11 protein-coding genes are annotated in these 15,279 nt (G+C 37.1%); 9 read left to right on the forward strand and 2 right to left on the reverse strand.

The window, feature by feature from the left end; genetic code table 11:
• The 9 genes from L1266_RS19485 to L1266_RS19525 form a co-directional block, all read left to right on the forward strand.
• A partial coding sequence (locus L1266_RS19485; RefSeq protein ID WP_235378175.1) for a transposase occupies positions 1-249 on the forward strand: 249 nt, incomplete at its 5' end.
• 46 nt (positions 250-295) lie between these two features.
• Complete coding sequence (locus L1266_RS19490; RefSeq protein ID WP_118845473.1) at positions 296-568, forward strand: hypothetical protein; 273 nt, start codon at positions 296-298, stop codon at positions 566-568.
• A 17-nt stretch (positions 569-585) separates the two neighbouring features.
• Positions 586-846, forward strand: coding sequence for a hypothetical protein (locus tag L1266_RS19495; RefSeq protein ID WP_235378176.1), 261 nt, complete (start codon positions 586-588; stop codon positions 844-846).
• 176 nt (positions 847-1,022) lie between these two features.
• Positions 1,023-2,321: a methyl-accepting chemotaxis protein gene (locus tag L1266_RS19500; protein WP_235378177.1), complete on the forward strand. Its 1,299-nt coding sequence runs from the start codon at positions 1,023-1,025 to the stop codon at positions 2,319-2,321.
• A 481-nt stretch (positions 2,322-2,802) separates the two neighbouring features.
• Complete coding sequence (locus L1266_RS19505; protein WP_235378178.1) at positions 2,803-4,914, forward strand: GGDEF/EAL domain-containing response regulator; 2,112 nt, start codon at positions 2,803-2,805, stop codon at positions 4,912-4,914.
• Complete coding sequence (locus L1266_RS19510; protein WP_235378179.1) at positions 4,905-5,828, forward strand: GGDEF domain-containing response regulator; 924 nt, start codon at positions 4,905-4,907, stop codon at positions 5,826-5,828. Before L1266_RS19505 ends, L1266_RS19510 begins: the two co-directional genes overlap by 10 nt.
• An 83-nt stretch (positions 5,829-5,911) precedes the next feature.
• A complete protein-coding gene (locus L1266_RS19515) occupies positions 5,912-7,180 on the forward strand; it encodes an ABC transporter substrate-binding protein (RefSeq protein ID WP_442960613.1) in 1,269 nt (422 codons plus the stop codon).
• Between the two features lie 9 nt (positions 7,181-7,189).
• Entirely contained in the window at positions 7,190-9,448 is a 2,259-nt protein-coding gene (locus tag L1266_RS19520; RefSeq protein ID WP_235378180.1) for a hybrid sensor histidine kinase/response regulator, read from the forward strand.
• A 1-nt stretch (position 9,449) separates the two neighbouring features.
• On the forward strand, positions 9,450-12,914 hold the full coding sequence (locus tag L1266_RS19525) for an ATP-binding protein (RefSeq protein ID WP_235378181.1): 3,465 nt from the start codon (positions 9,450-9,452) through the stop codon (positions 12,912-12,914).
• A gap of 49 nt (positions 12,915-12,963) precedes the next feature.
• Here the strand turns inward: L1266_RS19525 and L1266_RS19530 are convergent, their stop codons facing one another.
• Both L1266_RS19530 and L1266_RS19535 read right to left on the reverse strand, forming a co-directional pair.
• Complete coding sequence (locus L1266_RS19530; protein WP_235373949.1) at positions 12,964-14,052, reverse strand: ParB family protein; 1,089 nt, start codon at positions 14,050-14,052, stop codon at positions 12,964-12,966.
• A 2-nt stretch (positions 14,053-14,054) separates the two neighbouring features.
• The gene (locus tag L1266_RS19535; RefSeq protein WP_036973958.1) at positions 14,055-15,266 is read right to left on the reverse strand and encodes a ParA family protein; all 1,212 of its coding nucleotides are present in this window, start codon (positions 15,264-15,266) and stop codon (positions 14,055-14,057) included.
• Between the last annotated feature and the right edge of the window lie 13 nt (positions 15,267-15,279).

Genomic DNA, 15,279 nt, shown 5'->3' on the forward strand with positions numbered 1-15,279 from the left:
CGTAAATCACAAGAGCTATTTGTGTGCGGTAACTGTGGCAATACTGACAATGCAGATAACAACGCATCAAAGGTCATAAAGAAACGGGCAATTAACCTAATATTAGACACTGGAACGGTGTTGTCTGGCGATGGAGTTCTAATAACTCAAGCAGATAGTGGACGTGGAGGCAATCGTAAGACTAGCCGAGTCAAAAGCTCGACTAGCGGTGTCCAACGAAGCGTCAAAAAAGAAAGGTTAGTAGCTTAGGCTATTATCTTGGAAGCTCGATGCCTTTAGGCGCGAGTAGTTCACAATGGCATCGACAGAAAAAGCAGCTGAATTAATGTTAGAGACAGGGGAGTTTTATACGGCCCAATCCCTCGGAAAAGCACTTTCTATTTCAGCAAATAAAGCGAGCGCACTCCTATATAACATCCGTACAACCAATAAATATAAGACGGTTGATACTGGTGTCCCTAATCGTACCGTAAAGGTGGTATCTATCTATGGTCGAAAATCCAGTATGAGAAGCTTGCAAAACCAGGCTTTGCTGTTTGCTAGACCACCTATGCTTGCAAATAAATGAACTGTTTGGAGGACCTTATGTTATCAGTTAAAGACGCAGCTGAATTAATGCTCGAAAATGGTGGATACTTCACAGCAAAAAAACTTGCTAAGCACTTTGATGTAAGTACCCGTAGAGCTTCAAGTTGGTTGGGGGTTATCAAGAGTGATGTTAAATATCGTACAGCAAATTGGGGGGAGTCAACTAAGTTGGTAGGAATTGGTTATCGAACCGTTTCTTTGTCAGAGTTACAGAAAAAAGCATTAATGTTTAAAAGGCCAAGAATTTTACTTAACTAGTAATAATTTCTCAAAGATTAAGCAATGTTCTTTTGTTATGATAACTCTGCATTTTCACACATAGTATCTTTAGATTGGTAAAATTATAATATTTTGACTAATTTAGTTATAGTTTTATCTAATTATTGATTTTTATTACACAAACTTTGAGTTGACTCTTAAGGGAAACACCCCAGATGTGGTTTACAAATAAAAAGTTGTTATCTGAAATTGCTTATCTTAAAGAGCAAACTGCCGAGTATGAAAATATTAAGCAGGAACTGAAAGAAGAGATGTTGTATTTTTTATTAAGTAAAAGTGGGCATATCTTAGAAGCAAATCATCGTTTTGCTGCGGCAATCGAAATTGAAGTTGAGGATCTAAAAGGGGCAAGCATTGAAAGTTTGATCTTAAAAAAGTCATTAAATAAACCTCATACACAAAAATTCTTGTCAGCACTTAAGAAAACTAACTATTGGCATGGTGCTTTACAGTTAAAAACGAAAACTGATAGAGAGTTGTGGCTTAGAAGCATTGTTCAACCTGTAAATGAAGATATAGCTATTTTCTCATCTGAGCTCACTCGCACTATCTCTCATTCGAGAGAGAAAGAAGGTATGCTTGCTGCTCTTAGTCGTTCATCTGCTGTAATCGAGTTTACTCTAGATGGAATAATTCTGAGTGCTAACGATAATTTTTTAAATGCAATGGGGTACTCTAAAAGCCAAATACTAGGTAAGCACCATAGTATCTTTTGCGATCCAGAAGAGGCAAATTCAAATTCTTACAAAGAGTTTTGGTCAGAGTTAAAGGGGGGGCGCTTTATCTCTGACCGCTTTAAAAGAATAGATAGTTATGGCAATGAAGTATGGCTTGAAGCTTCTTATAACCCTATTCATGATGAAAATGGAGATTTATATAAAGTTGCTAAGTTCGCGACTGTCATTACAGAACAAATGAGAAGAGAGCAAGCTATTTCAGAAACAGCTGGCATTGCTTACGATATCTCAAAACAAACTGACTCTGATGCAGAAAGTGGTTTAGGTGTTGTAAAGCAAACTATCTCAACTATGAATGCGCTTTCTAAGAAACTTGAAACTGCGAGCGAAGGCATTAATAAACTTGATGTACAATCAGCAAAAGTGTCTCAGTTGGTTGAAAGTATTAAAGGAATAGCAGATCAAACAAACTTATTAGCACTTAATGCTGCAATAGAGGCTGCAAGAGCGGGTGAGCAAGGACGTGGTTTTTCAGTTGTCGCAGACGAAGTAAGACAATTAGCATCAAGAACGAGCTTAGCTACAGAGCAGATAATTAGTGTGGTTGCAGAAAACAAAGTACTCACTCAGGACGCTGTAACCCAAATTGAAGCTAGTTTAGTTGAAGCCAAAGATGCTTTGGATTTATCTAATAGTGCAGGTAATGTAATCGATGACATTCAAAAAGGCGCAAAAGAAGTCGTTGAGGCTGTAGGTCAATTTAAAACAAACCTTTAATTTAGCTATCACAACTTGAGAGAGACTGAACAATGTGACTAAATCAAGTCAGTCTCTCAGTTATAAATTTTTCTATCGAGTATTGCAAAGCAAGCAACAATGCTTACATCCATCAACATTTGAATATTTGGTTTTTGCTTTCTCTACTGCATCTTTGCAACTATGAAAGAAACCTAAATCAGTGCGGTCTTTTATCAAATTGAAGTACGGGCATGACTCTGTATGTACTTAATGTTCACCTGTGTTTTGGGCGTTATCGTTAATGTAATAATGTTTCAAAATACCTTCCTAAATTATCCATTTTGTTTTATTACATAGTTAATAGTATTACTTACACATTAATTAAAAACTAGCTAATAATTACAAAGAACCAGTTTAATATACAAAAAAATAATATTTTAAGACTAATAAAAAAGTGTGTCGCAAATTTACTGTTTTAGCGTTATTGTTAGTAGGTACAAAGTATTGAGGGGAACCCTAAATGGACAATTGCAGTGTTCTAATCATTGATGATGAAGAAATTAATACCTTACAGCTGGAGCATGCTTTAGAAGGAATTGGAGATATTTCAACTTCTAACAACAGCTCTGAAGCAATACTGCTGATTGAAAAAATTAGACCAGACATTTTGATTCTTGATTTAGAAATGCCTAAAGTCAGTGGTTTTGACATTTTAGAAGTGATACAGCAAAAGCCTACTTTGGCACATATTAGAACTGTTGTCATTACGTCTCACAGCGATCCTGCGATTGAAGAAAAAGCCTTATCTTTAGGCGCGATAGACTTTATTTCTAAACCGCTAAACCTCAGACTCTGTCGAATACGTATTGAAAATCATATAAAAATCAGAACGCAAGAAAAGGTATTACAGCTAACACAAGAAGAACTATTTGCTGAAAAAGAGCAGTTGAAAATTACGATAGATTCGATTGCAGATGCAGTTATTTCTACTGATAAAAACGCAAATATTGTGTATATGAACCCTGTAGCGCAAAGACTTACAGGGTGGTCACAAACAGCGGCGAAAGGTCGCCATATTGAAGAAGTCATGAAGTTATGCGATGCGACAACTAAAAAACCGTCGATTAACCCTCTATCTGTTGCATTAAAAGAAAATAGACCTGTCGCTATGGCTTTAAATACGCAATTGATCAGTAAGCAAGGCATAGAGCATCGAGTCGAAGACAGTGCCGCTCCAATTCTTGATAAAAACCATAATCAATGTGGTGCTGTTATGGTGTTTCAAGATGTAAGCGAAGCTTTAGCTATGTCGATGCAGATGACATATCTATCTCATCATGACCAATTAACATCACTACCAAATAGAGTATTACTTCACGATAGGCTCACGCAAGGTATCGCCCGAGCAGATTTCAATGATACTAAGTTAAGTTTAATGTTACTTGACCTAGATAAATTTAAATTTATTAATGATGCATTAGGGCACCATGTCGGTGATGAGATAATTGCCCATATTGGTCACAGCTTGGACCGATTCGCATGTAATGATATTACAGTTGCACGTGTCGGTGGAGATGAGTTCGCACTCGTCGTTCCTCATACTTTTAACTCATTAAGTCTAGAGCCATTAGTCAGTCAGGTTCTTAGTGTTATTAGCAAGCCATTTAGGTCTGGTGGTGAACAACATATTCTCTCTGCAAGCTTGGGGATAAGTGTGTATCCCGATGATGCTACAAGTGTTGAAGAAATGCTTCGTCATGCAGACTCAGCAATGTATAAAGCAAAAAAAGAATCTGCTAATAGTTATTTCTACTTTAGTGATGATTTACAAGTTGAAATGAATAGGCGTCTTGAGGTTGGAAATAAGTTAAGAAAAGCGCTCGATGCGAATGACCTCGATGTTCACTATCAGCCTAAATATGATTTAAACACTGACACACTGATTGGTGTAGAAAGCTTGGTTCGTTTAAAAGATGGGCAAGGTGGCTTTATTTCTCCTGTTCACTTTATTGAGTATGCAGAAGAAACGGGGCTTATTTTTCGCTTAGGAGAACAAGTTCTTGAAAAGAGCTGTATTGCAGCGAAAACTTGGCTTGATAAAGGTCTGCCTATTAAAGTAGCAGTAAATATATCTGCTAAACAATTCACAGATACTAAACTTGTAGACACTGTCGCCGAAATTCTTGAAAGAACCCAATTACCAAGTCGTTATTTAGAGTTAGAAGTGACAGAGTCGGCCTTGATTGAAAATTTTGATTATACTGTAAGTCAATTAAAGCTTATCTCTGGTATGGGGGTCAGTATTGCTCTTGACGACTTTGGAACTGGGTATTCCAGCCTTTCATATTTAAGGATGTTCCCATTGGATGTGCTAAAAATAGATCGGTCTTTTGTGCGTGATATGCTTGTTGATGCTCAAGCATTTAATATTGTTACTGCTATAATTGAACTGGCTCACTCTTTAAAACTCCAAATTGTGGCTGAAGGGATAGAAACTTCTGAGCAAAAAGACAGACTGCAAGAACTTGGCTGTCAAATAGGCCAAGGTTATTTACTTAGTAAGCCATTGAACTTCGACAACGCTGATAAACTAATTCAAACCAGTAAAGCTGAAGGAATATTATGCTCTTAAGTCTAAAGCCATTATCACAGTGTAAAGTATTCATTGTTGATGATGATGAGATGGCCAGGTTAAGTCTAGGTGTTATTTTAGACGATCATTTTTTCGTGGATGCATACTCTTCTGGTCAGGCTGTTTTAGAAGCATGTGAGGATTTACTTCCAGATTTGATTTTACTAGATATTAATTTACCGGATATAAGTGGTCTGGATATATGTAGGCGACTTAAGGCTAAAGCTACATTCGAAAATATCCCAATAATTTTCATCACTTCGAATTACGATACAGGGTGTCAAAATGCATGCTGGGAAGCCGGAGCTAGCGATTTTATTGGTAAACCCATCACAGCATCCACGTTGATACATCGTACAAAAAATCACTTAGAGAATAAGCTTCGATTAGAAAAACTATTACAGCTTACTTATAAAGATTCGTTGACAGGCTTATTTAACCGTCACTATTTGGATTTAGAAGTTGCAAACGTTTTTAAACAGACTTCAAGAGAGAGGAAACCGTTCAGCTTGCTAATGCTGGATATCGACTACTTTAAATTATACAACGATCAATACGGGCATCCGCAAGGAGATGCTTGCCTAAAAATAATTGCTGATGTTATTGAGCGATCTATTCAAAGACCTCAAGATATAGCAATACGATATGGTGGCGAGGAGTTTCTTGTCATACTGCCATTCACTGACTTCGACGGCGTTAAATTCATATGTGATCGTATTTCAGCAGAGCTTGAGGCAATTAATATCCCACATTTTAAGTCTTTATGGGGCCGCGCTACTGTTAGTATCGGTGGGGTTATCTATGAGCACCAAAATAATGTGAGCTTAGGCGAGTTGATTAATTGCGCAGATAAAGCGCTTTATGCGGCTAAAAGTGATGGGCGAAACTGTTTTAGGCTTAGTTTTTGTGATTGATTTAGACTTTTCTTACTGCTTTTTGTAGAAACCTCAGAAACATAGCCTATACTTTGGAGATTGTTAACTTACCAAGAAATACAATGGAACATTCCCAAAAGCGTCGAGACTTTCTAAAAACACTCGGTGTTGGTGCTGCGGCATCAACACTTGCGTTTAAAGCCCCTTATGTTTTTGCAAAGAACAAAGTAACCCTTCGTGTAATGGGAACACATGTTACGTTGCAAGAAGAGCTTAGACAGAGAGCAATACGCGAGCTAGGTATAAACATCGAGTTTACGCCTATGGGGAGTGCCGCCGTTTTACAAAAAGCAGCAGCAGACCCTAGTTCTTTTGATTTGTTTGAGCAATGGTCTGACTCTATTAATATTTTGTGGCAAGCAGATGCCATTCAGCCAATCGAGGTTGATAGACTCGTTTATTGGGATGAAATAAACCCACTTACCAAGACTGGCAAAATTGTACCAGATGCAAAGTTAGGCGCAGGCGATTCACCAAATAAGCTTCTTTACGCACAGCCGGATGGTTCGTTAGGAGAAACACCATCCAAATTAATTAGCTTCATGCCTTATGTACATAATGTCGATTCATTTGGCTATAACACGAATGTTATTGAAAAAGGTATTCCCTACGAAACAGAATCTTGGGCATGGTTATTAGATGAAAAGAATAGAGGGAAAGTAGCATTAGTGAATGCACCAACAATAGGCATTTTTGACGCTGCTCTCGCTGCTCAAGCTAAAGGATTAATGAAATTTAATGATTTCGGCAACATGACTATTGCCGAGATTGACCAATTATTTGCCATTTTATTTGAAAAGAAACGGCAAGGTCATTTTTCAGGTTTTTGGACGTCAGTACCGCAATCTGTTGATTTTATGAAAACAAAAAGAGTAAATATCCAAAGTATGTTCTCACCAGGTGTCAGTGCGCTAAATGGGCAAGGCATTCCAGTAACTTATGCATCGCCAAAAGAAGGTTACAGAGCATGGCATGGAGTTATGTGTTTATCAAAAAATACCCATGGGCATGTTAAAGATGCTGCGTATGAGTATATGAACTGGTGGTTATCTGGCTACCCAGGTGCATTTATAGCAAGGCAAGGATATTACATTTCTAACCCTAGTCGTAGCCAACCGCTTATGTCTAAACCTGAGTGGAACTATTGGTATGAAGGACAAGAAGCGTCAACTGACTTGAAGGGAACAGACGGAAAAGTATCTATTAAAGCAGGCGAAATAAGGGATGGAGGCAGTTATATTAAACGGTTTTCGAATATTGCGGTTTGGAATACTGTGATGCCAAATTATGATTACAGTTTAGATAAGTGGTATGAACTACTTAACGCATAAGGAAATAAATTGTTAAGTTTTTTTTCAAAATCTCTTGCTGTCAAAATGTCGCTAGCAATGGTGCTTGTCTTAGTCGCTATGAGCGCGAGTTATTTGATTATGAATCAAAGGCTTAAAACGATTGAGGACTCTTTCAATAACATCGGTAAGATTAGCAATTATGCTGTAGATATTTTAAAAATTAATAAAGATATTGTTGAGATGCAAAGGGATATCTCAGTTTATGGTGCGTCAGGTAGTGCCCCCGTTTTTAAAAAAATCATGGAAAATTATGACAGTATTGAAAAGCGATTAGCTGAAATTAATGTAGTAAAAGGCGCAGAAAGTATTCAAATTCATCTTGATGGTATGACGGAGCTTGTAAATCGTTATGGCGCTAATTTAAAAGTACTGACACTTCGTTTTACACAACGGAATGACTTAATTGAAAAAGAATTACCGCAAATTTATTTAAATGCAATTTCACTTCTTGAAAATTTAAAAGCGAAGGCTACTGATACAAATGAGAAGTTGTTTGTTACAGAGTACCTTAATCTATGGCATATGCTACATCGTGATGCTTATCAATTTTTAACAAAAAAAGATTATGTCAAAAGAGCTGAAGTTGAAAAAATACTGAACTCGCTATCTAAAAACGTTGCAGATAAATCTAAATTTAAAAATATGATCGATTTGTCTAATAGCTATCGAAATACTTTTTCAAAAAGTGTTCAGGCTAATCGAAACTATTTAAGCTTAGTAAATGTAGTAATGGCTGGAGATGCAATTGAATTTAGTACGCTTGCGAATAGCTTAAGGGAAGATTCATTAACTCAGCTAAAACAAATAAAACGGGATGCTCAAAAGACGGTTTCAATGACAGAAAGCATTTTAAATGTACTTGCTTTGATAGTTGTTATTTACATTGTCTCTCTATCAGCATTCTTTCACTTGCAAATTATACGTGCGATTAAACGCTTAACAAATAGCTTCACACATTTCTTAGACGGAGATTTGGAAGCACAAATTTATGATTTAAAAAGAAAAGACGAAATTGGTATTTTAGCCAAGGCAGCTAATAAGTTTAGAGAGCTAAGTAAAGACCTATCTGAAGCGAAGCAAAGTGCTGAGCATACAACAAAAGTTAAGTCAGAGTTTTTAGCAAATATGAGCCATGAAATTAGAACACCGATGAATGGTATTTTAGGCATGGCTCGCCAGATGAGCCGCACGACACTCACACAAGAACAAAGCAAAATGCTACACCTCATACAGTCTTCAGGTGCTAGCTTATTAGTGATTATTAACGACATTCTTGATTTGAGTAAAATTGAGGCTTCAAAAATTGAACTTGAGTCTGAACCAGTAGATTTAAGCTATCTTTTAGAGGAGCTAAAACACCTATTTCAGGAGCAAGCAGCTAGTAAGAATATTCAGCTTTATATCTCTACAACTCCGGAAGTTGAAAAACTGACTTTTTTGGCCGATGAAACGCGCTTAAAGCAGGTATTGATAAATTTACTGGGTAACGCTGTTAAGTTCACAGAGAGAGGAAGCGTTTCGTTAACTGTAAACATACAAGAGATTGGGTTTGATGAAGTAAAGCTTACGTTTAATGTATCAGACACAGGGATCGGGATTGCAAGTGAACACTTGAATACACTATTTGAAGCATTTTCTCAGGCAGATACGTCTATTACAAGACGTTTTGGTGGTACAGGGTTGGGCCTCACTATATCAAATAAATTATTAGATTTGATGGAAGCACCTCTACAAGTCGAAAGTGCACTAGGAGAAGGATCTCATTTTTATTTTTCTCTGTTAGCAAAGCGCACACTATCTTCAATGGACTTAGATCATAAAGATGCTTCATTAACTACACCTAAAGAAGATATAGATTTATCGAATATTAATGCGCTTGTTGTCGAAGATAATGACATTAATCAGATAGTGATTGAAGCGATGCTCAATGAATTTAATATTACCTCTATAAATATGGCAAACAATGGTCAGGAAGCTGTTGAACAATGTGAACTAGGTGTATTTGATATTATCTTTATGGATATGCAAATGCCAGTATTAGATGGTCCGCAAGCCACTGTAAAAATTAGAGAGTTTTCTGCTTTCAAACATACACCAATTATTGCTTTAACTGCTAATGTATTAAGTGCAGATAAGCAGCGCTGTTTTGATGCCGGAATGGATGATTATATCGCAAAGCCACTCGAGTATGACGCTTTGAGGTCTATCTTGCTAAAGTGGTGTAGAACAAATATTAAGCGGACATAGTATGGATATTTATAATAAAGGTGGTGCAAGTTTAGTTGGTTCGAAGGTATTTTTAACAATAGTTTCCTTTGTGTTTTTTATTTTTGCCTTATTTGCAGTTTATTTTTTTGAAGGACACGTTAAAAGTGATGTTTTAGGGTCAATTGATCAAGAGTTTACTGAGACACAAGAGCGCTTAAAAGAAATAGTAACTAGTTCAATTGCTGAGTCAAAATCAGATCTCCGCTTTTTATACTCAACCCCCCCTATATCGGGATTACCAAGAGCTGAATTTAATGATGGAATTGATCCATACGATGGTACTACATACAACCAATGGAAAGAGCGTCTAGAAACCATATTTATTGGCTTTATGGAAAATAACCTTGCAGTTGAGCAACTTCGTATTGTCGCTGTTACAGCCGAGGGTAAAGAGTTAATACGCGTGCAAAGGGTAGGTGCATCTGTAGAGGCTGTACCTGATTACTCATTGCAAGCTAAAAGCGGTGAGCCATACTTTTTACCAAGCTCTCAGCTTGAAACGAATCAAATTTACATGTCGCCACTTACATTAAATAAAGAATTTGGTGAAGTGGTTTTTCCCTACCAGCCAATGTTACGTTTTTCTATTCCCATTTTTAGTGATAAAGGAAAGCGGTATGCATTTTTAATTATGAATGTAAATGCGAATGCACTCATTAATAATCTTAAACATACAGTTTTCGATTACTCGGAGTTAATCATTAGTAGCTCTGAAGGTGACTTTGTCTACCATCCTATTGAAGAATATCAATTTTCACGAGACTTAAATCCTGACATAACGTGGGATAAACTTTACAAGCAGAAAATACAATATCAGGGATTGTATACGGTAGAACCAAAACTTAACCCTGAATTACAGTTTTATGTTCATTCGGAAAAGGTACAAACAAGACCAGGTAATAAGTATGGGTATATAAACTTTAGTCTTCTAGTTCCTGATAAACATATAGAAGCATTGATTAATAAGAAGCGTATCATTACATACAGTTTTTTAGTTGCAGTCATAGCTTTAACCTCTGTGTTATTAATCATGTTTTATCGAAATGCGACAAGAAGTCAGTTATTAGCAGAAGCTCGCAGAGAAGCCTCTGCAATAGTTGATGGGTCTATCGATGCAATCGTTGGGTTAAATTTAGATGGTGAGTTAACAAGTGTAAATAATACGGCGGAGCGTTTGTTATCAATTTCTAAAGTGACAGCATTAGGGAAGCTAGCCAAAGATGTTGAGTTTCTCTCAAAATTACCAATCCACACCTACGTAACTGATATTAAAAGCTCTAAATCACAAATTAAAGATGAATTATCTGAACAGTTTGGCGAAACAACGCTTCATTACGCTATATCTGTTAGCCCTGTTTTTTCTGAACACAATACCTTAATAGGGCTTGCTTTAATTATTAGAGATATAACAAAAGAAAAAGATGCAGAGATAAAAGTAAAACGATTAAATACAGAGCTTGAAGCGAAAGTTAGAAAGCGTACTCAAGCGCTTGCTGAGGCCAAAGATGATGCTATCAAGCATAGCGATATAAAAAGTGCTTTCATATCGAATATAAGCCATGAGCTTCGTACTCCGCTTAATGGAGTCATTGGTACTTTAAATATTTTAAAACGAGAAGAGTTGTCTGATAAATCACGAAACCTTGTTGAAATGATGGATCTAAGTGCGTCAAATTTAAATCTATTAATTAATGACATACTTGATTTATCAAAGATCGAAGCAGGTAAACTGGATCTAAATCTTAAAACAATCAATTTACAACTGCTAATTGAAAGATTAGTTGAATCGAGTGCTATTCGAGCCTTTGATAAAGGATTAAATGTATATTTAGATACCAGTGACTTAAACTGTGAGAATGTTAAAACAGATCCGCTCAGACTCACCCAAATTTTAAATAACTTAATCAGTAATGCGATAAAATTTACTGACAAAGGCTATATCAAAGTCATTGTTAGTTCTGAGCGCATATCAGAAGGTACACATAATTTAAAAGTGAAGGTCCAAGATACGGGAATAGGGATCGCGCCTAGTACACAAGGACAATTATTTGATGCATTTCAGCAGGCAAGTACTGCAATATCAGAAAAGTTTGGGGGGACTGGACTTGGCTTGTCTATTTGTAAACAATTATGCCAATTAATGGATGGAGACATTTCTGTAAGTTCAACGTTAAACCAAGGCAGTGTTTTCACCTTCAATATTAAAGTTCGCTGCAATGCAGAAAGCATTCAGGTTCCTGAAAAATGTTACGAGAATAAAGCAATTTTGGTGGCGAGCAGTAATCAGAATATTTGGGAAGTTTTAGATAAGGCAATCAGTTTACAGGGAGGTATTGTCAGCACATGCTCTATGGCGGAACTTGGTGCACATAAAAGCAAAGCTTTTGACTACGTGTTCTTAGACTATGAAGATGATACTACTAATAACATAGGTTCAATCATTGAAGTTTTAAGCGAAAATAACAAAAGTGCTCAATTTATAACGTTTCATCAACCAGGAAATCCACTCCCTAAAGGTATTGCATCAAAAGTATCTCAAATCACTAAACCTATAACCCAAACAGAGCTGGTGCAAGTAGCTGGCTACGAAGTGCCCAAAAGTGAGCCATTATATCTACTTTCTGAAACCAGCGGCTTTGAACTTTCAGATGATGTCATTGAGCAATTAAAAGATTGTACGGTATTGATTGTCGATGATAACGAAATCAACATTGAAGTTGCTAAAGGCGCATTAGATGAGCTGCCTATAAATATTTTAACAGCAAGTAATGGACAAGATGCAATTGAACTTTTAAATCACTTCAACACAAATGAGAAGCAAATAAACTGCATACTGATGGATTGCCAAATGCCAATTTTAGATGGTTATCAAGTATGTGAAAAAATACGCACAGGAAAAGCAGGAGATTCGTTTATTGATATTCCTATCATTGCAATGACCGCAAGCGCTATGGCTGGTGAAAAGGAAAAATGCTTAGCTGTGGGGATGAGTGATTATGTGAGTAAGCCAATTGAGGCAGTTAAAGTATTAGAAAAGGTCGTCAAATGGTCGTTATCAAGCTACGAGGGACAATCTAAAGCAATGCCTCTTGCTGCTAATGAACTCGAAGAAGAAAAGCTCTGGGACCGCGAACAAGCCCTTGCACGATTATTAAATAAAGAAGTCTTACTAAACAAAATTTGTGAAGTGTTTGTTGTAAAAGCACCTATTAAAGTGCAGGAACTAATAGAGCAACACAAACAAGGGAATAGTGAAGAGGTCCGTCAAATAGCGCATGCGTTAAAAGGGATGTGTGGTGAAATTAGTGCTAACAAACTAAGAGAAATATTTTCTGATATTGAGGTGGTAGCTGAGAAAGGTAATTTAGATATAGGCACTCAACTAGACTCAATTGAACAATTGATACCTAAGTTAGTAGAAGATATGGCAAGGAGAGATGTGTGATAGAGTATCAACAGGTGAGTTTTATTAGCTCACCTGTATTGTGTGTTTATTAAATGTTTTCTTTGAGAATGACGGAGATTGCCTCATCTAGCTTCTCTTGAATATCCTTCGGAACTCGACCGAATTCATAAGAAAAGTTTCTTCCTTTCACTTTTTTGCGAGCAAACTGATCTTTATTTTCAAATTTGAATAATGTGGTCACAACTGGTTTATCTGTAGTTGGCTTGAAGGACTTAGATTCATCCGCTATTAGTTTGCTGAGTTTGTCTTTAAGGTCTTCTTTGATAAAGCCACCACTAACTTTTAGCTCATTAACTTTACTTTTTAGCTCTTCAGTGAAATCACTTAGTTGATCACCTAATAAAGCCTGTGTTGCCAATAGCGCTTTATAGTCACTGTGGTTGAGCAATGAAATATCTGGAAAAACAGAAATTAAATCACTATCGATTGTTGCGGCCTGTAGTGCTTTACTTACCTTTGATTGACTTAAGCCATGACGTTCCGCTAACTCAGCCTGGTTCAACTTCTTGCCATGTTCAGCTAAGTACGCCTCTTTGTCTCGCTCTAAGCGTAATCCAATTTCACGTAAGCTGTGCTCTTTAAATGACTGTAGTGATGTAGCGAGAGCCTTTGCATCGTTTAGACTGATTTCGTCATCAGTAACTAGCATTGAGAAAGTTTCTATAGCACCGCTTTTCTCAAGTACATAGGCGCGACGGCGTGAACCATCAAGAACGTCAATCTTATTATCCGGCAGACGTCGACCAATTGCTGGGTAGAACTGTTGATTATCTAATGTTGATAAGTCTTGAAGCGACTCTTCTGTTAATAGTGATTGTTCGCGCCCATTGATTTCAAAAGTGACGACTGTATTTGATTTAAGCTGCTCATATGACAACGTAACCGGTGTGAATGTGGCTTCTTGGCCTGACTTTAATGTCCAGACTTTACTTTGACCTACGCTGACTACTCCCAGATGCTTAGAGAGCACTTCATCAAGTGGTGTTTCACTCTTTTCAGCTTCAATTCTCAAGCGCTTGGCCAAACTCTCAAGTTGGTTCTTATTGCTATCTGCAATAGCTTCTTCTGAGCCTGCAGTGTTGCCGAGTGGAGAGACCGTACCTCTTTTTTTAGCCATTTTTATTGCTCCTTCTCTTGTTCGCGCCACACTTTTTGAATATCACGGTGTAGTTGGCTGGTAACTTCATATCCATTTTGTTGTGCATTCTGGAAAGTCATCTTGGTTTTAGGGTATTCACTTTTAGACATATCAAATACGGTTGATAGTAATGATGAAGCTTGTCTCACAGCTTCACTATTGTTGAACTCTGTTGAGTAAAGGTAAGTTGAAAAACTATCATAAAGGTTGTTCTGTAAATCAGTAGTGGTTGAACTCTCTTTGTGATTTGTAAGCAGTATTTTCATAAAGTCATAACCCGGGTGTTTCGCATTTTTTAGTAGCGTCCATACTTGCGGGATATAACTAAAATATGAGCACGTAGCATCAATATCATTTTCAGTAACAGATAATGGGAAAATAACACTCGTACCAGCGTAGTAAGCGTTGTATGTCGCGTAGCCTAATGATGGAGGCGTATCTATGATAATGATATCGAATTCATCTTTAACTTGTTCAATGATGTCGTGCAGTATCGAGTAAGGAGAGCTTAGTTGCTGGTTGAATACTGCTTCATGAAACCAGCCCTCAATTGCTCGATCTGATTGTGAAGCTGGTAAAATACGCAAGTTAGGAATAGTGGTCGGCAAGAACGCTTCACTGATAGCTTCTTTTAGCGTTTCGTTTTCATCAAGCTCATAGTTCCCCATGATTAAGTCACCAACAGATAAGCAGCCTTCTTGTGCTGATTCAGGGGCATAATACATTGATAAAGTGCCTTGGCCATCCATATCAATTAAGCCTACACGATAGTTTTGATGAAACTCAGTTGCCAAACCAGATGCAGCTGTAGCTGCAGTAACAGTCTTACCAACACCACCTTTTTGGTTTTGAACAACTATAACTTGTAGGTCTTGGCTTTCACTGCGAACAAATGGTAATTGTTTTTTTAGTTCATCAGGAAGTGAATCTCGTACTTTGTAGACCTCTTCGATATCCAATAACCACTGACTCTCTTCATGTCTTCTTGGGTTAATTTTTAGAGCTTTGCAGTACTTATCTAACGTTCTTGCATCAATATCTAAGTACGCCACTGCTTCAGCTTTAGTAAACACTCTAAGCTCTTTGCGGTGGTTATTTAGAAGGCGTCTATTACGGCGTTGAATGTACAGTTCTGAACCTTCTTTTAGCTCGTCAAACGAGATATCGGTAGCTTCTACTTTAGAGATAGTCATTGTGAACCTTACT

The sequence above is a fragment of the Pseudoalteromonas sp. Cn5-37 genome (assembly GCF_021532495.1).
Lineage (GTDB): Bacteria > Pseudomonadota > Gammaproteobacteria > Enterobacterales > Alteromonadaceae > Pseudoalteromonas > Pseudoalteromonas simplex.